Source organism: Atopobium sp. BS2 (assembly GCF_000565075.1).
GTDB lineage: Bacteria > Actinomycetota > Coriobacteriia > Coriobacteriales > Atopobiaceae > Lancefieldella.
Genome location: NZ_JDFG01000012.1, coordinates 82,806 through 104,516, shown reverse-complemented (window position 1 = coordinate 104,516; position 21,711 = coordinate 82,806). Strand labels below are relative to the sequence as shown.

Sequence of the window (21,711 nt, the reverse complement as noted above, 5' to 3'; positions counted from 1 at the left end):
GGACTTCCATATGGCTTTTGTTGTGGTTACAACAAAACAGAAATTATTCTTTAGTTTTAATGTCTTTTTTAAATTGATTAGAGAGAACAATTTTAAGCATCTAGGACCTCCGACATTGCGTCGGAGAATGAGGCATAGTGCTTGTAATTTTCTGGATGCTCTTTCATGTTGGTGTATTCATTAAGAGCCTCTATAGTTTGAGCATTAGGAATTTCTCGCTTGATTTCAAAAGGGATTCCCTGCTCACGAACAGTCTGACGAAGAAAAATGGTAATAGCAGTAGTAAGATCCATGCCTAAATCTCTGAGAAGTTCCTGGGCATTCTTTTTAAGCGTTGGATCCAAATTTATATTTGTGCTTACTTTTGCCATAATGACCCGCCTTTCTTGTAGCTATGTTATACAAGATGATGACGGCAAAGTCAATAAATATGTGCGTACTATAGGTATAATACGCACATAATATGAATATATTGAAGGGCAGACAATCCTATTCTTTACTCTTTAAAGTGAAAGACAGAAGAACCGGGTTGTGATCAGAATAGGCAAATTGCGTGTCAATGTTTCTGGCGGTTGCAACAACGTTATCCGAGACAATCCAGCCATCAACTGTGGTGGTGTACGTCTTGTCCTTCTCGTATGGAATGTCATCTCCGCGGCAGGTAGGAACGTCGGTAAGGTTGTCTGGAGCTACAACGCTAAAACCTTCTGGCAAATCAGAATCTTTGAGTTCTGCTACCCAGTCTGGTATCTGCTGAACAGAAGGATAGAGTGTAAGTGAACCTAAAATGGCATGATTCCAGTCGCCACCCGCAATAACGTAATTACCCTTAGCGCGCTCCTCAGACATTATTTTGGTCAGAAGTGCAAGCTGTTGAGCGCGGCTGGTGCCGCCTTTGTCGTAGGCAGACATGTGGCTGTTAATAAGTACCAGCTCATGACCATCGCTGGTAGGGTAGCGTGTAATCATAAAGCAACGGTCTAGGTCAAAGAATTTTGTGGGGAACGACTCATCAATGGGGTAAGTACGACGAGTTGCGCTTGAAGCAAGTACGTTTGAAAGCGTAAGAATTCCCGAGTTAGAAGTACCGTGAAATTCAGTGAGTGGATAGGCGAGAAACGCGGTGTGGAAGTTCTGCGCAAAATATGATGCGTAGGATCCAAAGCGGCTCTCTGCTTCAGAAACTTGATTCACATGCCAACTTCTGTCAGATGAAGTATCAATCTCTTGGAAAAGAATAAAGTCAGGAGCTGTACCACCATTCAGAGAAGAAACGGTGTTCAGGGCACCGTTTGTGGTGTAAAGCACGGAGTTTCTGCTGACAGCACGGCCGTGAGTTCCCACGGTGCGCGTGCCATCCTGCATGATGCCTTCATCCATAAAGAAGGTGTAATCAGGGGTGTAAGCACCAAAGCCAATGTTGTAGGTCGAAGCTGTGTAGGTTTGGCCTACCTGTACTGTTGTAGCCTCAGGAGAAGCACCTTGATTGGATACAGGAGTATTGTCAGGAATGCGATAATAATTAAGCTGCAGGTAGAGGGCATATCCACCAAGAACCAGTAAAGCTAGAACAATAAGCCCGCCTACAAATTTGAAAAGTGGTGCAAGAACCCTTTTTAGAAGGCCAATAATAAACTTAAGGCCAAGAGACAAAACTCTTTTCATGCGAACCTCGTATCAATCAAGTGTCGTATGATTTAAATGATAACTATTATGGATTGAAAGTATGTTGAGGAGTTTGTATGTCGCTATCAAGAAATACAACACTAGAGCTTTTCAAACCCTCTGGTATCAGGCGTTTCTCGGCACTTGCTGCTGCAACACCAGGATGTATTTCTTTAACTATTGGAGAGCCGGGAGAAGACACTCCAGCTCCTATTTGCAACTTAGTAGACAGAGAACTTGCAGCTGGAAACACGCATTATCCACCCAACGTTGGTACTCTTGAACTTAGGGAGGCCATTGCTGCCTGGGAGTCTGCTCGTGGTATGAAGGTAGGCCCAGACGGCATTGTAGTTACCGTGGGAGCTGCGGAAGCCATTTCTGCAACTATGCTGACCCTTATGAATCCAGGTGACGAGGTTATCATTCCTGAACCAGCGTATCTGGTATACAAAACACTCTGCCAGCTTAATCGTGGTGTAGTCGTGCCGCTTGATACCAGCGACAATCATTTCCAGATTGATGCTGAGCAGCTTAAATCAAAGATTTCAGAGAAGACAAAGCTTATTGTGCTGACTTCTCCTAACAATCCTACGGGATGTGTTTATACAAAAGAGTCGCTTGATGCGGTAGCGGAACTTGCCCGCAAACACGGCTTTTATGTTTTGTGTGATGACGTTTATAGAGAGCTTGCCTATGTTGAGGACGTTCCACATTTTGTTGAGCTCTACCCAGATTTGTCTGATCGCTGCATTGTGACAAATAGTTTCTCAAAGCCATGGGCAATGACGGGTTGGAGACTTGGCTGGGTTGCTACCTCTGATGAGCTTGCGACAGATATTGGAAAGGTTCACGCCCAGCTAGTGTCTTCTATTCCTTCATTTTTGCAGCCAGCTGCTCTCTATGCACTTTCTTACGATGTCACGCCTATGCGCACAAACTATCAAAAGCGCAGGCAGATTGTGCTTTCTGCACTTGAAGACATGAAACTTCCTGTTGAAGAGCCAGAAGGAGCCTTCTACGCATTCCCATCAATCAAGGAATTTGCCCTTGATTCTGAGGCATTTTGTGAGCGAGCAATCAAAGAGTTTGGTGTAGCACTGGTACCTGGTGTTTTCTTCGGCGCTGAGGGCTATGTGCGTATTAGTTACGCTGCTTCTGACAAGAATCTAACAGAAGGCCTTTCTCGCCTTAAGACTTTTGTTAATACTTTGCGAGAAGAACAAAACTAGCCCAAATACAGAGCTTTCTGTGGTAGGGTTTTACTGTCAATAGAGGAGCGAGCACGATGGGTTCTGGGTTAGTCGGCAGGCAGTGACCCCAGAAGGAGGCGAGGTTCGCCGAACTTGGCAATCAGGCGTGGTTGTCAGGTGGGCTTGTATGAAATACATGCAAGACTGTCCGAGATTTCGGGGGTGCTACTTTGACGGTGTATTGCGCCCCCAATTTGAGGGGGAGCTTTGAGTAAGAAACCGTTTGTTTCTGTAGATGCCCTAGAGGCAATCACTACGACGTATCCAACGCCATTTCACCTGTATAACAAGGCAGAGATTGTTCGTCGTGCAAAGCTGTTACAAGAGGCTTTTAGCTGGAACGCTGGCTTTAAAGAGTACTTTGCGGTTAAGGCTACGCCAAATCCTTATATTGTGAGATTGCTTGCAGAACTTGGTTGCGGCTGTGACTGTGCAAATGCTACCGAGCTCACGCTTGCAAAAGCCTGTGGAGTCACCGGTCAAAACATTATGCTCTCGTCAAACGACACTACAGTGCTTGACTTTGCTCGCGCTCATGAGCTGGGAGCCATTATCAACTTGGACGCTGGCGGCGACATGCTTACAACGCTTGAAGAAGCAGTGGGAAGCAACATGCCGCAGGTCATGTGCGCACGCCTTAATCCAGGCGGTGTGTTTGAGTCGCAAAACGGCATTATTGGAAATCCCGATGATGCTAAGTTTGGCATGACAGAAGAGCAGCTTTTCCAGACGTTTGCGTATCTTAAGACCAAAGGCGTGACTGAGTTTGGCCTTCATGCCTTCCTAGCTAGTAACGCTCAAGAGGAAGATTACTATCCAAACCTTGCGCGCGTCCTCTTTAAGCTTGCCGTTAAGCTGCACAGAGAGTTTGATATTCATATTGGATTTATTGATCTTTCTGGTGGTATTGGTGTGGCGTATGAGCCAGACCAGGTTGAGCCTGACGTCTTGGCTATTGGTCAGGGTGTAAAGCATGCCTTTGAAGAGGTTCTAGTTCCCGCAGGTATGGGAGACGTTGCCATTTACACCGAGCTTGGACGCTGGCTTTTGGGCCCCGCTGGTGCGCTTGTTACCCGCGTTTTGCACCAAAAAGAGACGTACCGCCACTACCTAGGCGTAGACGCGTGTGCGGCAAACCTTATGCGTCCTGCAATCTACGATGCCTATCATCACATCACTGTTATGGGCAAAGAGGATGCCCCTGCAACACATGCGTACAACGTTGTGGGCGGACTTTGCGAGAATAACGATCAGTTTGCAAAGAACCGCCAGCTCCCAGAGGTGGCTGTGGGTGACCTCTTGTTCATTCACGATACAGGCGCTCATGGTTTCTCGATGGGCTATAACTACAACGGCCGTCTGCGCTCCGCTGAGCTGCTGCTTCTAGAAGACGGATCCGTGCAGCTTATTCGCCGCGCTGAGACAGAAGCCGATTACTTTGCAACGCTTGCATTTGATGGCTCCGATTTTTCTGATCTTGCGCAACAAACAACTATAAACACCACACGTTAGAGGGCGAGAAAAACTATGGACATGAAGAATTTGACTGGTGCAATTACCGCTTTAGTAACCCCATTTGATGCTCAGGGAAATGTTGACTTCGAGGCACTTGAGCACTTTGTAGACTTCCAGATTGAGCAGGGAATTGACGGTATTCTCGCTCTTGGTACTACCGGCGAGTCCTCAACCATGACAGACGAGGAGGACATCGAGGTAGTTAAGGCAATCCTTGCAAGAGCTCAGGGCAAAGTTCCTGTTATTGGCGGTGCTGGCTCCAACTCTTCTGCTGAGTCTTTGCGCAAAGCAGAGGCTCTAGAGAAGGCGGGTGTTGATGGTCTGTTGCTGATTACTCCTTACTACAACAAGAGTAACGAAGAGGGCATCTACCAGCACTTCTCGTATGTACTCGACCGCGTTGATGTTCCTTGTATTTTGTATAACATTCCTGGTAGAACGGGCTGCTCAATTTCTGAGCACAATGTTCAGAGGCTTGCGGCACATCCAAATGCATGGGGCATTAAAGAGGCTTCTGGAGACATTGCATACGCAACAAAGGTTGCTCGTTATTTGAGCGATGACTTTACTATGTGGTCTGGAAATGACGACATGATTGTGCCGCTGCTTTCTCTTGGCGCTTCTGGTGTCATTTCTGTTTGGTCTAACCTTGATCCAAAGATGGTTCATGACCTGGTAGTTGCATGGCACCGCGGAGAGGTCTCCCTTGCTCGCGAGCTTCAGCTTCAGTATCTTGACCTGGTACACGCCCTCTTCTGCGAGGTCAATCCAATTCCAGTAAAAGCCGCGCTGGCTCGTATGGGACTTATGGAAGAAAATTATCGTCTACCTTTGTGGAAGATGACTGATGAGCACGCCGAGGTGCTTGAAAACGCTATGAGAAAGGCTGGTCTTCTTGATGCCTAGTGCAGTAGTAATTGGTACCGGCAAGATGGGAAAGCTCATTGAGCAAACCCTTATTGCTCACGGTTTTGAGGTGCTTGGCGCGTTTGGTCACGAGAATATCAATCAGTTGAGCACTGTTGAGCAGACTCCTGACGTGGTTGTGGATTTCTCTGGCGTTGCTGCTTTTGATGCTGTTGTCGGCTTTGTACGTGAGCGCGGGTGCGCATTTGTTTCTGGTACCACGGGTTTCTCGCCAGAGCAGCTTTCAGAGCTGAAGCAGCTGGGGGAGAGCGTGCCGGTGATTCACGCGGCAAACTATTCGGTGGGCGTTGCCGTGTTGAGGCGCGCGGTGGCAATGGCTGCTGAGGCGCTTAACGGCTGGGATACCGAGATTGTGGAGACGCACCACAACCAGAAGGTTGACGCTCCGTCCGGCACAGCAAAGCTGCTGCTCGCCGCTATTGACCCAGAGGGAACTCGTCCCGTTGTTTCTGGCCGCGAGGGCTTCTGCGGAGCTCGCACCAAAGACGAGATTGGCGTGTTTGCGCTCAGAGGCGGCACGGTGGCTGGCACTCATGAGGTGCACTTCTTTGGACAGGATGAGGAAGTCTGTCTGACTCATCGCGCAACATCACGTCAGATTTTTGTGAACGGTGCCGTTGCTTGTGCTCAGAGATTGCTTACAAAAGCTCCCGGTTTTTATACCTTTGAAGATTTGATTTTTGGATAAATGCACATGTTGGCCTTTGCAGGTCAGTGCCTGTTTGTTTGAGAAAGGACGCGCATGGACGCCCAGGAAATTATTAACTACATTGCTACGTCAGAGAAGAAAACCCCTGTTAAGCTCTATGTCAAAGAGCGTGAGGGCGCTTCTGTGTCTTACGGCTCTTCTCGCGTGTACGGCGAGGGCACTTCAAAGGTTGTCTTTGGCGATTGGTCTGAGCTCAAGAGCGTTGTTGAGCAGCATGCAGACGCCTTTGAGTATTTTGATATCGAGAATGACCGTCGAAACTCCGGTGTTCCTCTGCTGAACATGAAGGACGTAAACGCACGTATTGAGCCAGGCGCGCTGATTCGTGAGCGCGTTGAGATTGGCAACAACGCCGTCATTATGATGGGTGCCGTTATTAACATTGGTGCCGTTATTGGTGAGGGCACCATGATTGATATGGGTGCTGTTCTGGGCGGTCGCGCAACCGTTGGTAAGAACTGCCACATTGGCGCCGGCACCGTTCTTGCTGGCGTTGTTGAGCCTGCATCTGCTACGCCAGTTATTGTTGAGGATAACGTTCTTATTGGTGCAAACGCTGTAGTTATCGAGGGCATTCGTGTTGGTGAGGGCGCTGTTGTTGCAGCAGGTGCTGTGGTAGTTGAAGATGTTCCAGCAAATGCTGTGGTAGCGGGATGTCCTGCACGTGTGATAAAAATGAAGGACCAGAAAACAGAGGGCAAGACAGCTTTGGTTGATGCTCTCCGCACGTTGTAATCGAGGTTACATGCCAGACGGCTCCAAAAAAGCACAGGGTTTTACCACCAACATTTCCTGCGTACATACAGAGAATTGGGCAGAGAAAAAAGAAGATTCTTGGTTTACCTACGAACTTCTCGCCGAAGATCCTAAGACGCATGCACGCGCCGGCATCTTCCATACGCCTCATGGTGATATTCCAACGCCTATTTTTATGCCGGTTGGTACTAAGGCAACCGTTAAAGGTTTGATGACCGATACCGTCCGTGACCTTGGCGCCAAAATTATTCTGGCAAATACGTACCATCTGTCTCAGCGCCCAGGAGATGAGCTGGTTGCACAGATGGGTGGCTTGCATGACTTTATGCAGTGGCATGGACCAATTCTGACGGATTCAGGCGGATTCCAGGTCTTTAGTCACGAGGAGTTCATGAAGCTCTCTGACGAGGGCGTTAAATTCCGTGCCGTAGATTACGATGGCGCATGGTCGTATTGGACGCCAGAAACTAATATGCAGATTGCGCAGAATCTTGGTGCAGACATTGTTATGCAGCTTGATCAGTGCGTAGGCTATCCTGCCGAGCGCAAAAAAGTTGAGCGTGGTGTTGAGCTTTCAAGCGCATGGGCCGAAAGGTGCTTTAAGGCTCATACCCGTCCTGATCAGGCGCTCTTTGGCATTGTTCAAGGCGGCATGCACCTTGATTTGCGCAGGCGCTCCATTGAGCACCTTGAGTCCATTGGTGATTTCCCTGGTTATGGCATTGGCGGCTATTCCGTTGGAGAGCCTCACGAGGTTATGTTTGAGACGCTGGCGCCACTTTGCGCCGATTACATGCCTCGTAACAAGCCTCGCTACCTGATGGGCGTTGGTAATCCGTCCACGCTTATCCGCGGTGTTGCTTGTGGCATTGATATGTTTGACTGCGTGCTTCCAACGCGCACCGCTCGTATGGGTACCGCATTTTCTCATGAGGGCCGCATGAACCTTAAGAACGCAAAGTACTTTGCAGATGCAGGCCCTCTTGATGCCAAGTGCACCTGTCCTGTCTGTACGGGCGGATATTCTCGCGCGTACATCAATCACCTGGTTAAACAGCACGAGATGCTGGGCGGTCAGTTGCTTTCTACGCACAATATTTACTTCCTGCTTGAGTTGATGCGTCAGGCACGAGAAGCAATTCTCGCAGGTACTTACAGCGATTTTGTTGAGGAGTGGGAAAACTCTGACGGCGTGGTTGATTTCTAAGTTCGCCTGGCGAGAACCCCGTCTTCTTGATAGCCCTGCGCAAGCAATCTTGATAGCCCTGCGCGAGCAACTTTGATTTAAATTTTTTATGACTAGCTCACTAATTTGTGGGCTAGTCATTTTTTGTCCGGTGACATGGGTAGAATGAAAGAGATAAACATTCGCGGGCGCCCGAGGTGCCCCTGGCTGGCTCTGCCGCCACAGAAAAGAGGACATGATGCCTGGCATCGAGAAAAGCACTCGTTGGAGTGTTCTTACACAAGACGTATATTTAGAGTCGCTGTTTAAAAAAGAATTGCACGTTACGCCACTTGTTGCTCGTGTATTAGTAGCACGTGGATTCACTGATGTAGCCACAGCTCAAGAGTTTCTCTCGCCATCTTTGCAAAGAGACTGGCTTGATCCACAGTGTATTCCTGGAATGGCTGAGGTTGCCGCCCACGTTCACAAGGCAATTGTTGAGCATAAAAAGATTGCCGTTTTTGGTGATTTTGACGTTGATGGAATGAGCTCAACGTGTTTGCTTACCCTGGCTTTACGTCGATTGGGAGCAGATGTTTTGCCGTATATTCCGCATCGTTTTGGTGAGGGATACGGACTTTCTAAAGAGGCTCTTGCAAGAGTTTTGCAAGATAGAAAGCCAGATTTAATTATTACGGTAGACAATGGCATTGCTGCTGCTCAAGAGGTTGCTTGGCTTTTGCAGCAGGGGATTGATGTTGTTGTTACCGATCATCATGAGCCCGCAGATCTGGTGCCCCAGGGTATTCCAGTCACTGACCCAAAGCTTATTGAAGATTGTCCTTCTAGAGAACTTGCTGGTGCAGGCGTTGCCCTTAAGCTGGTGCAAGTTTTAGGACAGCTTCAAGATCAGCCTCAGCTTTGGCTTAATTATATTGACGTAGCTATGTTGGGCACGCTATCTGACATGATGATGCTCAACAAAGAGAATCGCGCGCTGGTTTCTGAAGGTGTCAAACGCCTGCAGAAAGGTCTTCGTCCAGGTCTTGTGGCTCTAGCTGCTGTTGCTGGTCAAGATATTGCCCAGATTTCTGCAGATAATCTGCCGTTTTCTATTATTCCTCGCCTTAATGCAGCAGGGCGCATGGGTACTACTGATATTGCGCTTGACCTTCTTCTTACAGAAGACGCTGAAGAGGCAACCATTCTTGCTGGCAAGTTAGAAGAGATTAATGCCGAGCGTCGTGCTATTGAGGCAAAGCTTACCGATGAGGCACTTGAGCAGGCAAAAGAAATTTACGATGGCGGCCACGCAATTGTGCTTGCCAAAGAGGGTTGGCATGAGGGCGTAAAGGGCATTGTTGCTTCAAGAATTGTTAATCGCTATCACGTGCCTTGCATTCTGTTTACCATCCAAGATGGAGTTGCTCGCGGTTCTGGCCGCTCTGTTGGCTCCGTTGATTTATTCCACGCCGTTGAACAGTGTGCAGACCTTACCGTCCGTTTTGGTGGCCACCAAGGAGCCGTTGGCGTAACGGTAGAAACAGCAAAGATTGACGCATTTAGAAAGCGTTTATCAAAGGTTATGGCAGAGCTTCCAGAAGAAGAGTTTGAGGCTTCAGGAGAAGTAACAGCACTAGTAAACCTTGATGAGATTACCATCAACTCCATTGATGCACTTGAGGCTCTGCAACCTTTTGGTCAGGGTAATAAAAAGCCGCTCTTTGGCGTTAAGGGTGTGGTGATGAAGAATCGCTCGCGTGTTGGCGCAGGCGGAGCTCATCTTTGTTTTATGGCTTCAAATGGCATTTCTTCAATTTCATCCATCATGTTTAGAACGCCTCATGTTGAGGCAGCAGCTGAGTATGATGGCGCTGTTGATTTGATTTTTGAAGCGGTTAACGAGACCTGGCAGGGCAGAACTAAGCCAAAACTCATGGTCAGAGATATTCTCTACAGAGACTTTACCGATGAAGATGACGGCCCCATTGAAGCAGATCTTCTCGGCAGCGCTGCTGACTTGCCCCTTGTGGTTACCAAGGAGACTACAGAGGCTGATGCAGCCTCCCAAGAACAGGCGCAGCAAAAGCGCCGTGAGCTGGAAAGTCTTTCTGCTGAGGAGCTTACCCAGACCCTAGTCACGTCCATGATTGGTTCAAGAGAGCTCTTGCCTCTGCAAAAGAAAACACTAGAGGTCCTCTCTCAAGGAACGTCTTGTCTCTCTGTCATGGCAACAGGTAGAGGTAAATCGCTTATCTTCCAGATTCATGCTGCTCGTGTTGCGCTGCTGCAACATAAAATGAGCGTGTTTGTCTATCCGCTGCGCGCCCTCATCAACGACCAGGTTCAAAGCATAAAAAACACCTTTGAGCCCCTGGGAATCTCTGTCGAGGTACTCAACGGAGAAACAGACCTTTCCAGCCGAGAAGACCTGTTTGCTCGCATGACAAACAATGAGCTTGATATTGTGCTAACTACTCCAGAGTTCTTCTCGCTCCACGCTGATCAATTTGCCAAGGCGCAAAACATCTCATTTGTAGTGTTTGACGAGGCACATCATGTGGGTATGAATGCTTCTGAGGGCAGACTTGCCTACGCTCAAATGCCACAGGTACTAAAGATGCTTGGGAGCCCGCAGGTACTTGCCACAACAGCTACGGCTACCACGCAGTCGGCTCAGAACATCTGTGAGCTTCTCTCTATTGAAGCAGAGCATGTATACAAAGACAAAACGGCTCGTACTAACCTTGAACTCAAGGACCTTCGCGGTGCTAAGGATAGGGAATGTGCGCTGCTTTCTCTTGTGTCCGATGGCACAAAAACGGTTGTCTACGTCAATTCAAGGGAGCAAGCGCAGGCACTGACGCGTATGTTGCGCCATCGTATTCCAGAACTTGGTCATAAAATTGCGTTTTATCATGCGGGTCTAACACCTCAGATACGCAAGAACGTTGAACGCGCTTTTAGGCGTGGAGACGTTTGTTGCATCATTGCTACCAGTGCATTTGGCGAAGGCGTCAATATCTCTGATATTCGCCAGGTTATTCTGTATCACCTGCCGTTTGGTCGCGTTGCCTTCAATCAGATGAGCGGACGCGCAGGTAGAGACGGTAAGCCTTCTGTAATTCAGATGCTATTTGATGCGCATGACATGCGCGTTAACGAGCGCATCCTTTCTTCTCATGCACCACAGCGAGAAGCTCTGGTAGCTGTCTACCGCGCGCTTACGGCACTGCAGCCAAAGCTTGGTGCTCAGACAGCTGATTCAGCACTTACCGATGAAGATATTGCGCAGATGGCGCTAGAAATTGACCCGCGATCTAAGGCTGACGAGCAAACCGTTCGTGTTGCACTTGACGTTTTTGCTGAGCTAGGGTTTATTAGCATTGAAGGATTTGATCAAACGCGAACAATCTCCGTCAATAGTCAAGCTTCGCACATGGACTTGCTGGAGTCTGCGCGCTACGCTGAGGGGCTTAAAGCGCACACTGAGTTTGAATCATTTGCTCAGTGGGTACTTTCTGCTTCACCAGATGAGCTGGCAGATGCTATAACAAAACCCATCGTTCCAGAAATTGGTTCAACGTTTGATGGGGGAAGGGAGTCCTCTGATGAGTGACGAGAGGACCACAAAAGAGGCCAAGGCGCCAGGCGCGGATAATTACCGCCTGCTTGAGGGAGCCGTGCGTACATATTTACCTGAGGAAGCCCAGGCAAAGATTGCTGCTGCATATGCCTTTGCTGCTGACTATCACAAAGATCAGCGCCGTCGTTCTGGCGAGCCTTATATCAACCACCCAGTTGAAGTGGCCCTTATTCTTGCGCACGATCTTCATATGGATGAAGACACCATCTGCGGTGCCCTTATGCACGATACCGTAGAAGATACGTCTGCCTCACTAGATGAAATTTCTTCTCGCTTTGGTGAGTCAGTGGCTGAGCTTGTTGACGGCGTCACAAAACTTACGTCCATCGAAGTCAGTTCAATGGACGAGAAACAAGCGCTTAACCTGCGCAAAATGTTCCTTGCCATGTCAAAGGACATCCGCGTTGTTATCATCAAGCTTGCTGACCGTCTTCATAACATGCGTACGCTGGCAGCACTTCCACCGGATCGTCGTCTGTTTAAGGCGCGAGAAACCATGGACGTGTATGCACCACTTGCTGACCGCTTGGGCATCTCTTCGGTTAAGTGGGAGCTTGAGGATTTGTCTTTCTTTTGGCTTGAACCAGAGGAGTACCAGCGTGTTGCGCGCATGGTCTCTGACTCTCGTGCACAAAGAGAGAATGACCTCAACAACGCTAAAAAGACTCTGACAGATGAGCTTAATGCTGCCGGTCTTACTGACTTCCAGATTACGGGACGTCCTAAGCACCTGTGGTCCATTTATCAAAAGATGGTCCGCAAGGGCAGAGAGTTCTCCAACATCTACGATCTTATCGCTCTGCGTGTTATTACTAAAAACGTAGGCGATTGCTATTCAGCACTTGGCGCTATCCATGCACTGTGGCATCCAATGCCTGGTCGTTTCAAGGACTACATTGCAACACCAAAGGCAAATCTCTATCAGTCCTTACACACAACAGTTATTGGCCCTGATGGTCGCCCTATTGAGATTCAGATTAGAACCGCCGAGATGCACGAGGCATCTGAGTACGGTATTGCTGCTCACTGGCTGTATAAGGAGCAGGGCAATTCAAAGGGCAAGATGTCCTCTGAAGACAAGCTTATTGACTCAACTATCAACTGGATTCGCCGCAGTCTTGACTGGGCCGTTGAAGACGATATTGACGATCCCCACGAGTTCTTGGATAACTTGCGTGTAGACCTCTTTGAGCATGAAATTTTTGTATTCACGCCAAAGGGCGAGGTCATGAGCTTGCGTGTCAATTCAACACCTCTGGACTTTGCTTACGCTGTCCACACTGAGGTTGGTAATCACTGTGTTGGTGCGCGCGTTAATGGTTCTGTAGTTCCACTGACGCATACGCTTCAGATGGGCGATCGCATTGAGATTTTGACTAACAAGAACGCTCGCCCTTCTCGCGACTGGATGACGCTGGTAAAGACGCCGTCTGCTCGTGCAAAGATTCGTAAGTACTTCTCGCAAGAGAACAAGTCTGATGATGCCGAGCGCGGTCGTTCTGAGCTTGCAAAAGAGCTGCGCAAGCGTGGCTATGGCATCAGCGCTACGCGTACGGTTAAGGCGCTTGATCAGCTCACCGAGCAGTTTGATTATCGCAGCGTAGACGACCTGTTTGCGGGAATTGGTGCAGGTAATCAGTCTGTTAAGCAGGTTGTCAATCGCGTAAGCGAGATTTTGGAAGAGAAAAAACCTGAGGTTGTTACTGAGCAAGAGCGTAATGCGGCACGCCTTCAGGAGAAGAACAAGGCAATTGCAAACGATCAACCTTTGGTTCGCTCCTACGTTATTTCTCGTACCACCAAGGGAAGTCGTCCCAAGAAGTCTAACTGCGGCGTTGTGGTAAACGGCGATCCAGATTTGCTTGTTCATCTTGCACATTGCTGCAATCCTGTTGCAGGTGACGATATTGTGGGCTTCATTACACGCGGTCGCGGTGTTTCTGTTCACCGCGCCAATTGCCCTAACGTTAAAGACCTGCTCAACGATCCAAAGCGTATCATCCCTGTTTCTTGGGATGCCAGCGGCGCTACTGAGTTTAGGGTAGAGATTGTCGTTGAGGCAACGGATCGTATGGGCCTTCTTAAGGACGTCACGGTTGCGCTGTCTGACGCTGGTGCAAACATTCTTTCTGCAGCTACACAAGTGGGTGAGCAGGGCGTAGTACGTATGCGTTTCTTGGTTTCTATCTCTGATACCAGCTTGCTTGATACCTTATTTGCATTTGTAACTCGCGTGCCTTCTGTCTACGACGCTCGTCGTATTATGCCAGGTGAAGGCGCTAATCAGATGAGAAGGAGACTTTATGGCTAATCAAAATGAGGGCTGCTCTTGCGGCCATAATCACGAGGAAGAGCACGGACACGGTGGCTGCTGCGGTCATCATGGCGAGCATGGCCACGGTGAGCACAGTCACGGTGGCTGCTGCGGCCATCACGGTCACGGTGGTTGCCATCACGCAAAAGACCAGATTGGTGTCTTTAAAGTAGGTCCTCTTGAGACTAACTGCTACATTTACGTTTCTGGTAATGAGTGCATGATTATTGATGCCGGTGCATCGGGTGCAGAGATTGCTGCACAGCTCTTGAACCTTGAGCTTAAGTACATTGTTGCTACTCACGGCCATGCTGATCACGTTGGCGGCGTTAAGGCTCTGAAGCTTGCTGTGCCTGGCGCTCAGTACCTAATCAACGAGGCAGATAATGAGCTTGCACAGAGAGCTCATAACTCAAACGAGATTTATGATGATGCTCCAGAGCCAGACGGTTTTCTCCACGAGGGAGATGTTCTCTCTGTTGGAACTGCACAGTTCAAAATTATGGAAACTCCTGGTCACACTCCTGGCGGCATTGTTTTGGTGGGAGAGGGAACTGCTACTGGCGCCGTTTTTGTAGGCGATACGCTTTTCCAGGGTTCTGCAGGAAGAACAGACCTTCCAGGCGGCAACTTTGAAACGCTTAAGGCTTCTTTGAACCGCATCAAGACAGAGCTTGATCCAACCTCCATTATTTTGTCAGGACATGGAAATCAAACGTCTCTTGAGGCAGAGTTAGCAACTAATCCATTCTTACAGGATTAAATCAGCTATAACTTTGATGATTTAGCAAGACAGATTTGCATAGGTGCGGTATAGTACCTATGCAAACTTTTTAGCCCGAGTGGCGGAATGGCAGACGCGGAGGTCTCAAAAACCTTTGAGGAAACTCGTGTGGGTTCAAGTCCCACCTCGGGCACCAGCTAAAAGTTTAAGCTAGATGTGAATTTCTCGTCATATCTAACTTGGTACTTGTAATGTCTTCTTGTTAGAGGTAACCTTACAAGGTACTTTTGAAGCGGGATTGAACGTGAGTCCCCACCTACACAGCGCAAAAGCAGCTGTCTGGTCAGACAATTTATTATCTCGCACAACATTTGTGCGTATTGTCTCCCAGTTGCTTGTGCACTGGGTTTTTTATTGTCGGACAAGCAATTGTCCAAGAGGGAAGGTGTACAAGATAGCCAAGAACGATGGTCCTCGCATCAATGAGGAAATCACTGCTCGCACGTGCCGTCTGATTGACGCTGATGGTAGTCAGCTTGGTCTTTTTGGCGTCAATGATGCAATGAAGAGAGCTCGTGAGCACGGTCTTGATCTCGTAGAGATTGCTCCAAATGCCGAGCCTCCTGTATGCAAGATTCTTGATTACAGTAAGTTCAAGTATGAGCAGGCTCGCAAGGCCAAGGCAGCTCGCAAGAACCAGGTCAAGATCGAAGTCAAAGAGATGAAGTTCCGCCCAAAGATTGATGTGGGCGATTACGAGACCAAGAAGGGTCACGTACTGCGCTTCCTCAAGAAGGGAGCACGCGTCAAGATCACCATCATGTTCCGTGGACGCGAGATGGCTCACCCAGAGCAGGGCCGTATTGTACTTGATCGCCTTGCTGAAGATTTGAAGCCTTTTGCCACAATTGAGCAGAAACCGCTCATTGAAGGCCGTAACATGCACATGCTCGTTGCTCCAATCAAGGGAGCGTTTGACGAGAAGCCCGAGGGTGCTGAGGATGGCACCACACAGGAGGAGAAGTAGTATGCCTAAGATGAAGACGCACAAGGGTTCGGCTAAGCGTTTCCGCCGCACCGGTACTGGCAAGATTATGCGTGCTAAGGCTTTTAAGAGCCACATTCTTACCAAGAAGTCCCAGAAGCGTATCCGTGGCTTCCGTAAAGAAGCTGTTCTTTCCGCTGGCGATGCAGCAGTAGTTTCTCAGCGTATGGGCGCTAAGAACTAAGCGCGCCACCCACCAGATCAAATAACAAGGAGTGATTAGATATGGCAAGAGTTAAGCGCGCAGTTGCTGGTCGCAAGAAGCGTCAGACGCTCGTCGAGCGCACAAAGGGTTATTACGGAACTTCCTCTCGTACCTTCCGTGGTATGAAGGAGCAGGCACAGCATTCTGGTCAGTATGCTTACCGTGACCGTCGTAACAAGAAGCGTGATTTCCGCGCACTGTGGATTCAGCGTATCAACGCTGCAGCACGCATCAACGACCTTTCTTACAGCAAGTTCATGCACGGCCTCAAGCTCGCTGGTGTTGAGCTTGACCGCAAGGTTCTCGCAGAGATTGCTTACTCTGACGAGCAGGGCTTCGCAGATCTTGCAGAGATTGCTAAGAAGGCACTTGCTGAGTAACTTCGGTTTGCACTGAGCAATTTCATTACAGCTAGATAGCTAGACCCCGTATGTCCTTTTGGATGTGCGGGGTTTTCTTTTGGCGAGAATTTCGCTGGGAGCACGACCGGTCGAGGTCACGGCGCGCACAGTTGAGGTCACGACGCGCCTGATTTTCTCGCCATGTCTGAACGATTTGCCGGAAAAGCTCACCATATCTGAGCTATTTGCCGGGTTTTCTCGCCATGTCTGAGTAAATTCACTCAGACATGATGCAGCTTTCAGGCTCAAAAATTCAGGGCCGAAGCTCCTATCTTTCACGTGCCTGATTTCGTCAAAGAATCTGTAAATTTTGCCTAAAAATGCAAAAGAAACTGTGGATTTGCCTGATTTTGTTAAAGAATCTGTACCTCAAATACAGATTCTTTGCACTTTTTAGGCGCGTGAGCTGGTTGTTGGCGCACTTGGCGAGAAACCCGTGCAGTCGCAATTGCAGCCGTGAACGGAACCACGAGCTCACGGAAAGTTGGCTTGCGAGCATCCGTTTCCAGCTTATTCGCTCTTGTGGTCTCTGTGAATGAGTTCTTCGATGTGCTCGTGTTCTTCTTCGTGGAGCTGCTTAATCTCTTCATCGAAGCCTGGATCTTTAGGGGTAATGAGTTCATCTTCACCAGTCTTTGGATCAGTATGGTGAAGCAGAACAGGCTCAAAGAGGTGCAGGTACTTTGCAAAGAAAGCAGACATAGTAAGTAGCATGACAAAAATTGCAATACGAGGCAGCGTATTGACCTGCGTCATAATGAGCGAGCCAACGCACAGAAGGGCAGTCCAACCGTACATCAAAAGTACCGCTTGGCGCTGATTATAACCGTGAGCCATTAAGCGGTGATGTATGTGTCCGCGGTCGGCAGTAGCAAAACTGACGTGTGCGCGGGTACGGCGAACAATTGCGGAGAAGGTATCGATGATTGGAATACCTGCAACGACGAGAGGAACAATGATGGTTGTGAGTCCCGCCCAACGAGTGACAGACAAAAGCGAAATTGTTCCCAGAGCAAATCCCAAGGTTAGCGAACCAGAATCGCCCATGAAGATTGTTGCAGGATAGGAGTTGTGAACTAAGAATCCCAGTGTGGTGCCTGCGATTGCTGCACTTAAAAGAGCTGCGTCAAAGCGACCCGCCCAGATAGAAAGCACAAACATAGTGGTAGAGGCAATGCAGGTAATACCTGAAGAAAGTCCGTCAAGGCCGTCGATAAGGTTAATGATGTTGGCGTAAGCAACCAGGTAAATGACAGTTGCTGGATAGGCGAGCCATCCAAGATCCACAAAGCCGTACGCGGAAAACGGATCAACAACGTTACCGATAATCAGACCGCTTGCAGCCGCGATGCTTGCTGCAATTACCTGACCAGCGAGTTTCTGAATAGGCTTGAGAGAAAAAATGTCGTCAAGCAATCCGGTCAAGAAAATTACCGCAAAGGCTGCGCCAACAACCCAAAAATTAACGTTCAGGTAATAGCGAGAAGAAAGCGTAATCTCGGCATGTCCAAGGATTGCTTCAACGCCATAACGCACCAGCATAGCAACGGCTAACCCAAAGAAAATTGCAACGCCGCCCATGCGAGGAATAGGCTTTTTATTGACTCGACGAGCAGAGGGTTTATCGACAACTCCAAGCTTCCAAGCCAGTTGACGAACGGCAGGGGTAATCAGAGCTGAACCAAGACCAGCCGAGAGGAAAACACAAAACATGGTTACCCAGAGGTTCAAGCCGTATACCCTCCAATAAAAAACAGTATTTAACTGCTAAAATCCATACCATTTAATTGTGCTGCTCATTAAAAAACAAGTCAAGACTTTAATCTTTTTATAATCTCTTTATAGTAAGAATTGTCCTTCTCCCGCGGTCTAAACTGGGTGAACCGACAAGTTTTTTCAGGGAGCCTAATCTCGTGTTCAGTACAGGCATCCTTCGTTGTTAAGGAAGCTGGAACGCCCGAGTGCGGCGCCCACCTTATGAAGGTGGGTTCATAGATGACTGCGGGGAAGGATATTTTTCTGCCTCGGTAGCCTGTGTTAAAGCTCTGACGGCTCGCGGAAGAGTTGCGATGGTCTGCGGAAACGCCACGAGCCTCCTCGCAAGCCTACAGCCGCTCATTCCGCCCGCATAATCATTGACATACCTGCCCCTGATTGCCACAATAAGTACCGCAACGGGGATATAGCTCAGTTGGGAGAGCGCTGCCTTCGCAAGGCAGAGGCCGAGGGTTCGAATCCCTTTATCTCCACCATGACTTTGACGCGCGCAGAGACCCTGCGCGTTTTTTATACCACCATCTGCCTGGGCAGATACGACGGGAGGCGAGAAACCCTTGGGTAGTGCACCATCACCTCATGCCCTTACGTTTTCTGCCTACGACGTCTGTGAACTCTGCCCAAGGCGTTGCCATGCTCAAAGAAACGCTGGTAAAGCGGGCCTTTGTGGAGCTTCAAGCACCATTCGTGTGGCTCGTTCAGCGCTGCACTTTTGGGAGGAGCCTCCCATCTCGGGCGAGGCCGGATCAGGCGCAATTTTCTTCACAGGTTGCCCGCTCAGATGCGTGTTCTGTCAGAACCATCAAATCTCGCAAGAGGGTTTTGGCAAGCCAGTCACAACTGAACGCCTTGCCCAGATGATGCTTGAGCTTGAAGCTCAGGGTGCACTCAACATTAACCTTGTCACTCCTTTGCACTTCTCGCCACACATAATTGAAGCAGTGACGCTGGCAAAAGAGGCAGGATTGACGCTCCCAATAGTGTGCAATACCTCGGGATATGAGTTGCCAGAGGTGGTACAGAAAGTTTCGAGTGTCATTGATATCTGGCTGACAGACGTCAAGTACGCAAACCCCACGCTGGCAAAAGAGCTCTCGTACGCAGCAGATTATCCAGAGATGTCCATGGCGGCACTTGAGGTTATGCATGACTCAGTGATGAGTCGTGGCGGTCGCAAGCTGGATGACGACGGTCGCATGATGCAGGGCATCATTGTGCGCCACCTGGTCATGCCCACGCACGCGGACGATTCCTGCGAGGTACTCAACCGCGTCTGGAATCTTTGTCATAATGATGTAGACGTATCAATCATGAATCAGTACACGCCCAACGAGCGCATGCGCACGGCTGGCGGTCCGCTTTCTGGAACGCTTTCTGATGAGGAGTACGAGTTGGTGCTCTGTCATGCGGATGACCTGGGCTTTGAAAATCTGTGGTGGCAGGAGGGTGGAACCGTCTCCGAGAGTTTTGTGCCAGCCTTTGACGCAACAGGCGTTGAGGGTCCCGCGCTCAAGCTTCGCATGGCACACGGAGATGCCGCCAACGACGCCACCACAAGCACCTCCGACACACTAACTGAGGAGTAACCATGTCTGTCGAGAAACCCGAAGAGCTCCAAACCACCCCAGCGCCACAGGCGGCTGCGCTCACGGACGCGGAGCGCGCCGAGCTGGAAGCGCTCCGCGCAGAGAAAGAGCGCAGGGAGCTCGAGGCTCTTCGCGCAGAGAAAGAGCGCGCTGAGCTTGAGACGCTTCGTGCCGAGAAGACCCGTGCAGCCCAAGTAGAAGCGCAAGCGCAAGCAGAGGCAGCTGCCGCTGAAGATGCTCAGCTTGTTGCAGATCAGCAGCGTGCTGCACGTCAGGCAGCTCAGCAGGAGGCCGAGCAAATTCGTCGCATTCAGGAGCAGCGCGCAAAAGGTCGCGCCCTTATGGAGCCAGATGAGGACGACGAAGACATCAAAATGCCTTTGGGGCAAAAAATTGTTATTGGAACTGTGGTAATTCTCGCAGTTATCTTTGTTGTAAGCCAATTTATTTTGTAGGACTGCTACTCTAGATATATCGTCTCACCGTCAGTTTTTGACCAATCGAAAAGAGCAACTATGTCACTCACTGATCGTACCAAACCCTCAGACGTTAGCCTTAATACAGACTTGTATGAGCTCACGATGGCTCAAGGTTATTGGGAAGCCGGTCTTGTTGATGCAGAGGCATGCTTTACCGCATTCTTCCGCGAGAATCCCTTTAATGGCGGCTTTGCCATTTCTTGTGGAACTGGTCAAATTGCTGACTTAGTTGAAAACTTTATCTTTGAAGACGACGATATTGACTACCTGGCAAGCATTAACTCTCCTGGTGGCGGCCGTCTCTTTAAGCCAGCGTTCCTTGAGTTTTTGCGCAACCACAAGCTCAATGTAACCATTGATGCAATCCCCGAGGGAGAGCTTGTTTTCCCACGTGAGCCTATGGTCCGCGTAGAGGGCTCCATTGTTGACTGCCAGCTCATTGAGACCGCCCTGCTAAACTTGGTCAACTTCCAGACTTTGGCCGCAACTAAGTGTGCTCGCGTTATCAAGGCTGCTCAGGGCAATCCCGTCTCTGACTTTGGCCTGCGTCGTGCGCAAGGTCCAGATGGTGGCTTGGCAGTTGCTCGCGCTTCCTATATTGCAGGTGCTTCAAGCACTTCAAATGTTCTTGCTGGCAAAATTTACGGCATTCCTGTTTTTGGTACCCACGCACACTCTTGGGTAATGTCGTTTGATACTGAGCTTGATGCCTTTAGGGCGTTTGCAAAATCTAGCCCAACTAACTGCTCACTTCTGCTTGATACCTATGATGTTCACGAAGGCATCAAGAACGCCATTATTGTGGCAAAGGAGATGGAAGAGCGCGGCGAGCGCTTGAGTGCTGTTCGTATTGACTCCGGAGACCTTGCGCGCCTTTCTAAGGAAGCTCGCAAGGCTTTTGACGAGGCAGGCCTTCCTTACATCAAGATTTCTGTTTCAAATGATCTTGACGAGTACACCATCCAGTCTCTCTTTGCTCAGGGAGCACCTATTGACGCCTTTGGTGTTGGCACCAAGCTTGCCACCTGCGATCCTCAGCCTTCACTTGGCGGTGTCTACAAGCTGACCGCTCGTCGTCAGTCTGCTGCTGAGCCTTGGACTCCTGTTATCAAGCTGTCCGAGATGGCCTACAAGCGTACCGTCCCAGGCATTCAGCACATTCGCCGCTTCTATGATGCAAACGGCTGTCCTGCAGGCGACATGATTTTTGACCCAGATTACCTGGTAACCAAGAGTCCAGAGTCTAAGGCAACTGTTGTCGACATTATTGACCCGTATTCAACTCACAAGCTTGAAGGAACTTCTCGCGAGCTGATGGTAAGGCTGGTAGAAGGCGGCAAGCGTGTAGGGGAGAGCGAGTCTATTGAGGTTGCTCGCGACCGTTGTCACGCGGCACTCATGCGCCTGGACGCAGCGTATACGCGTTTCTTGAATCCTCAGATTTATCCTGTGGGTCTCGAGCGTGGCCTGGCCAATTTGCGTCATGAACTTGCTGCTCAACATCAGGTAAAATCTTCCGAGGAAACTGAGTAGTTCTCTAGAAGC

At 49.4% G+C, this 21,711-nt stretch carries 18 protein-coding genes, 2 tRNA genes and 1 riboswitch; of the genes, 17 read left to right on the top strand and 3 right to left on the bottom strand.

Annotated features, from left to right (window positions below; translation table 11 throughout):
- Positions 1-92: 92 nt before the first annotated feature.
- Together HMPREF1492_RS01325 and HMPREF1492_RS01320 are read right to left on the bottom strand one after the other, a co-directional pair.
- Positions 93-371: a type II toxin-antitoxin system RelB/DinJ family antitoxin gene (locus HMPREF1492_RS01325; RefSeq protein WP_035431761.1), complete on the bottom strand. Its 279-nt coding sequence runs from the start codon at positions 369-371 to the stop codon at positions 93-95.
- A gap of 118 nt (positions 372-489) precedes the next feature.
- Positions 490-1,665 carry an endonuclease/exonuclease/phosphatase family protein gene (locus HMPREF1492_RS01320; RefSeq protein ID WP_198014326.1) on the bottom strand — a complete coding sequence of 392 codons (1,176 nt, stop codon included), beginning with the start codon at positions 1,663-1,665 and terminating at the stop codon, positions 490-492.
- Positions 1,666-1,742: 77 nt separating this feature from the next.
- Between HMPREF1492_RS01320 and HMPREF1492_RS01315 the strand changes: the two genes are divergently transcribed.
- From HMPREF1492_RS01315 to rplT, 13 genes are all read left to right on the top strand, one after another.
- Positions 1,743-2,894: a pyridoxal phosphate-dependent aminotransferase gene (locus HMPREF1492_RS01315; RefSeq protein ID WP_035435133.1), complete on the top strand. Its 1,152-nt coding sequence runs from the start codon at positions 1,743-1,745 to the stop codon at positions 2,892-2,894.
- Between the two features lie 32 nt (positions 2,895-2,926).
- Positions 2,927-3,091: riboswitch (Lysine riboswitch) on the top strand.
- A 31-nt stretch (positions 3,092-3,122) separates the two neighbouring features.
- On the top strand, positions 3,123-4,427 hold the full coding sequence (locus HMPREF1492_RS01310; RefSeq protein WP_035435131.1) for a diaminopimelate decarboxylase family protein: 1,305 nt from the start codon (positions 3,123-3,125) through the stop codon (positions 4,425-4,427).
- Between the two features lie 15 nt (positions 4,428-4,442).
- Positions 4,443-5,336 (top strand): 4-hydroxy-tetrahydrodipicolinate synthase, encoded by an 894-nt coding sequence (gene dapA, locus HMPREF1492_RS01305; protein WP_035435129.1) that lies wholly within the window; start codon positions 4,443-4,445, stop codon positions 5,334-5,336.
- Complete coding sequence (gene dapB / locus HMPREF1492_RS01300) at positions 5,329-6,045, top strand: 4-hydroxy-tetrahydrodipicolinate reductase (protein ID WP_035435126.1); 717 nt, start codon at positions 5,329-5,331, stop codon at positions 6,043-6,045. Before dapA ends, dapB begins: the two co-directional genes overlap by 8 nt.
- A 54-nt stretch (positions 6,046-6,099) precedes the next feature.
- On the top strand, positions 6,100-6,801 hold the full coding sequence (gene dapD, locus HMPREF1492_RS01295; protein ID WP_035435123.1) for a 2,3,4,5-tetrahydropyridine-2,6-dicarboxylate N-acetyltransferase: 702 nt from the start codon (positions 6,100-6,102) through the stop codon (positions 6,799-6,801).
- Between the two features lie 10 nt (positions 6,802-6,811).
- Positions 6,812-8,029 carry a tRNA guanosine(34) transglycosylase Tgt gene (gene tgt, locus HMPREF1492_RS01290; RefSeq protein WP_035435119.1) on the top strand — a complete coding sequence of 406 codons (1,218 nt, stop codon included), beginning with the start codon at positions 6,812-6,814 and terminating at the stop codon, positions 8,027-8,029.
- A 217-nt stretch (positions 8,030-8,246) separates the two neighbouring features.
- Positions 8,247-11,609 carry a single-stranded-DNA-specific exonuclease RecJ gene (gene recJ / locus HMPREF1492_RS01285; protein ID WP_035435116.1) on the top strand — a complete coding sequence of 1,121 codons (3,363 nt, stop codon included), beginning with the start codon at positions 8,247-8,249 and terminating at the stop codon, positions 11,607-11,609.
- Entirely contained in the window at positions 11,602-13,947 is a 2,346-nt protein-coding gene (locus HMPREF1492_RS01280; protein ID WP_035435114.1) for a RelA/SpoT family protein, read from the top strand. The genes recJ and HMPREF1492_RS01280 overlap by 8 nt, the downstream gene beginning before the upstream one ends.
- The gene (locus HMPREF1492_RS01275; RefSeq protein ID WP_084054949.1) at positions 13,940-14,713 is read left to right on the top strand and encodes an MBL fold metallo-hydrolase; all 774 of its coding nucleotides are present in this window, start codon (positions 13,940-13,942) and stop codon (positions 14,711-14,713) included. The genes HMPREF1492_RS01280 and HMPREF1492_RS01275 overlap by 8 nt, the downstream gene beginning before the upstream one ends.
- A 73-nt stretch (positions 14,714-14,786) precedes the next feature.
- Positions 14,787-14,870: transfer RNA gene (locus HMPREF1492_RS01270), tRNA-Leu, on the top strand.
- A 249-nt stretch (positions 14,871-15,119) separates the two neighbouring features.
- Complete coding sequence (infC, locus tag HMPREF1492_RS01265) at positions 15,120-15,701, top strand: translation initiation factor IF-3 (protein WP_035428086.1); 582 nt, start codon at positions 15,120-15,122, stop codon at positions 15,699-15,701.
- Between the two features lies 1 nt (position 15,702).
- Positions 15,703-15,903: a 50S ribosomal protein L35 gene (rpmI, locus tag HMPREF1492_RS01260; protein ID WP_012808612.1), complete on the top strand. Its 201-nt coding sequence runs from the start codon at positions 15,703-15,705 to the stop codon at positions 15,901-15,903.
- Between the two features lie 41 nt (positions 15,904-15,944).
- Positions 15,945-16,304: a 50S ribosomal protein L20 gene (rplT, locus tag HMPREF1492_RS01255; RefSeq protein WP_035428088.1), complete on the top strand. Its 360-nt coding sequence runs from the start codon at positions 15,945-15,947 to the stop codon at positions 16,302-16,304.
- 531 nt (positions 16,305-16,835) lie between these two features.
- Here the strand turns inward: rplT and HMPREF1492_RS01250 are convergent.
- Positions 16,836-18,038, bottom strand: coding sequence for a glycosyltransferase family 4 protein (locus HMPREF1492_RS01250; protein WP_051479340.1), 1,203 nt, complete (start codon positions 18,036-18,038; stop codon positions 16,836-16,838).
- A 463-nt stretch (positions 18,039-18,501) separates the two neighbouring features.
- Between HMPREF1492_RS01250 and HMPREF1492_RS01245 the strand changes: the two genes are divergently transcribed.
- The 4 genes from HMPREF1492_RS01245 to HMPREF1492_RS01230 all read left to right on the top strand — a co-directional run bounded on the left by HMPREF1492_RS01245 (position 18,502) and on the right by HMPREF1492_RS01230 (position 21,699).
- Positions 18,502-18,577 (top strand) — tRNA-Ala (locus HMPREF1492_RS01245).
- 81 nt (positions 18,578-18,658) lie between these two features.
- Positions 18,659-19,687: a radical SAM protein gene (locus HMPREF1492_RS01240; protein WP_035435112.1), complete on the top strand. Its 1,029-nt coding sequence runs from the start codon at positions 18,659-18,661 to the stop codon at positions 19,685-19,687.
- A gap of 2 nt (positions 19,688-19,689) precedes the next feature.
- Positions 19,690-20,142, top strand: a complete 453-nt coding sequence (locus tag HMPREF1492_RS01235; protein WP_051479334.1) for a hypothetical protein — start codon at positions 19,690-19,692, stop codon at positions 20,140-20,142.
- Between the two features lie 60 nt (positions 20,143-20,202).
- On the top strand, positions 20,203-21,699 hold the full coding sequence (locus HMPREF1492_RS01230; protein ID WP_035435110.1) for a nicotinate phosphoribosyltransferase: 1,497 nt from the start codon (positions 20,203-20,205) through the stop codon (positions 21,697-21,699).
- Positions 21,700-21,711 lie beyond the last annotated feature (12 nt).

Coding starts and splice junctions, on each gene's coding strand:
- HMPREF1492_RS01325 (WP_035431761.1), bottom strand. CDS start 371: ATGGCAAAAGTAAGCACAAATATAAATTTGGATCCAACGCTTAAAAAG.
- HMPREF1492_RS01320 (WP_198014326.1), bottom strand. CDS start 1,665: ATGAAAAGAGTTTTGTCTCTTGGCCTTAAGTTTATTATTGGCCTTCTA.
- HMPREF1492_RS01315 (WP_035435133.1), top strand. CDS start 1,743: ATGTCGCTATCAAGAAATACAACACTAGAGCTTTTCAAACCCTCTGGT.
- dapA (WP_035435129.1), top strand. CDS start 4,443: ATGGACATGAAGAATTTGACTGGTGCAATTACCGCTTTAGTAACCCCA.
- dapB (WP_035435126.1), top strand. CDS start 5,329: ATGCCTAGTGCAGTAGTAATTGGTACCGGCAAGATGGGAAAGCTCATT.
- dapD (WP_035435123.1), top strand. CDS start 6,100: ATGGACGCCCAGGAAATTATTAACTACATTGCTACGTCAGAGAAGAAA.
- tgt (WP_035435119.1), top strand. CDS start 6,812: ATGCCAGACGGCTCCAAAAAAGCACAGGGTTTTACCACCAACATTTCC.
- recJ (WP_035435116.1), top strand. CDS start 8,247: ATGCCTGGCATCGAGAAAAGCACTCGTTGGAGTGTTCTTACACAAGAC.
- HMPREF1492_RS01280 (WP_035435114.1), top strand. CDS start 11,602: ATGAGTGACGAGAGGACCACAAAAGAGGCCAAGGCGCCAGGCGCGGAT.
- HMPREF1492_RS01275 (WP_084054949.1), top strand. CDS start 13,940: ATGGCTAATCAAAATGAGGGCTGCTCTTGCGGCCATAATCACGAGGAA.
- rpmI (WP_012808612.1), top strand. CDS start 15,703: ATGCCTAAGATGAAGACGCACAAGGGTTCGGCTAAGCGTTTCCGCCGC.
- rplT (WP_035428088.1), top strand. CDS start 15,945: ATGGCAAGAGTTAAGCGCGCAGTTGCTGGTCGCAAGAAGCGTCAGACG.
- HMPREF1492_RS01250 (WP_051479340.1), bottom strand. CDS start 18,038: ATGTTTTGTGTTTTCCTCTCGGCTGGTCTTGGTTCAGCTCTGATTACC.
- HMPREF1492_RS01235 (WP_051479334.1), top strand. CDS start 19,690: ATGTCTGTCGAGAAACCCGAAGAGCTCCAAACCACCCCAGCGCCACAG.
- HMPREF1492_RS01230 (WP_035435110.1), top strand. CDS start 20,203: ATGTCACTCACTGATCGTACCAAACCCTCAGACGTTAGCCTTAATACA.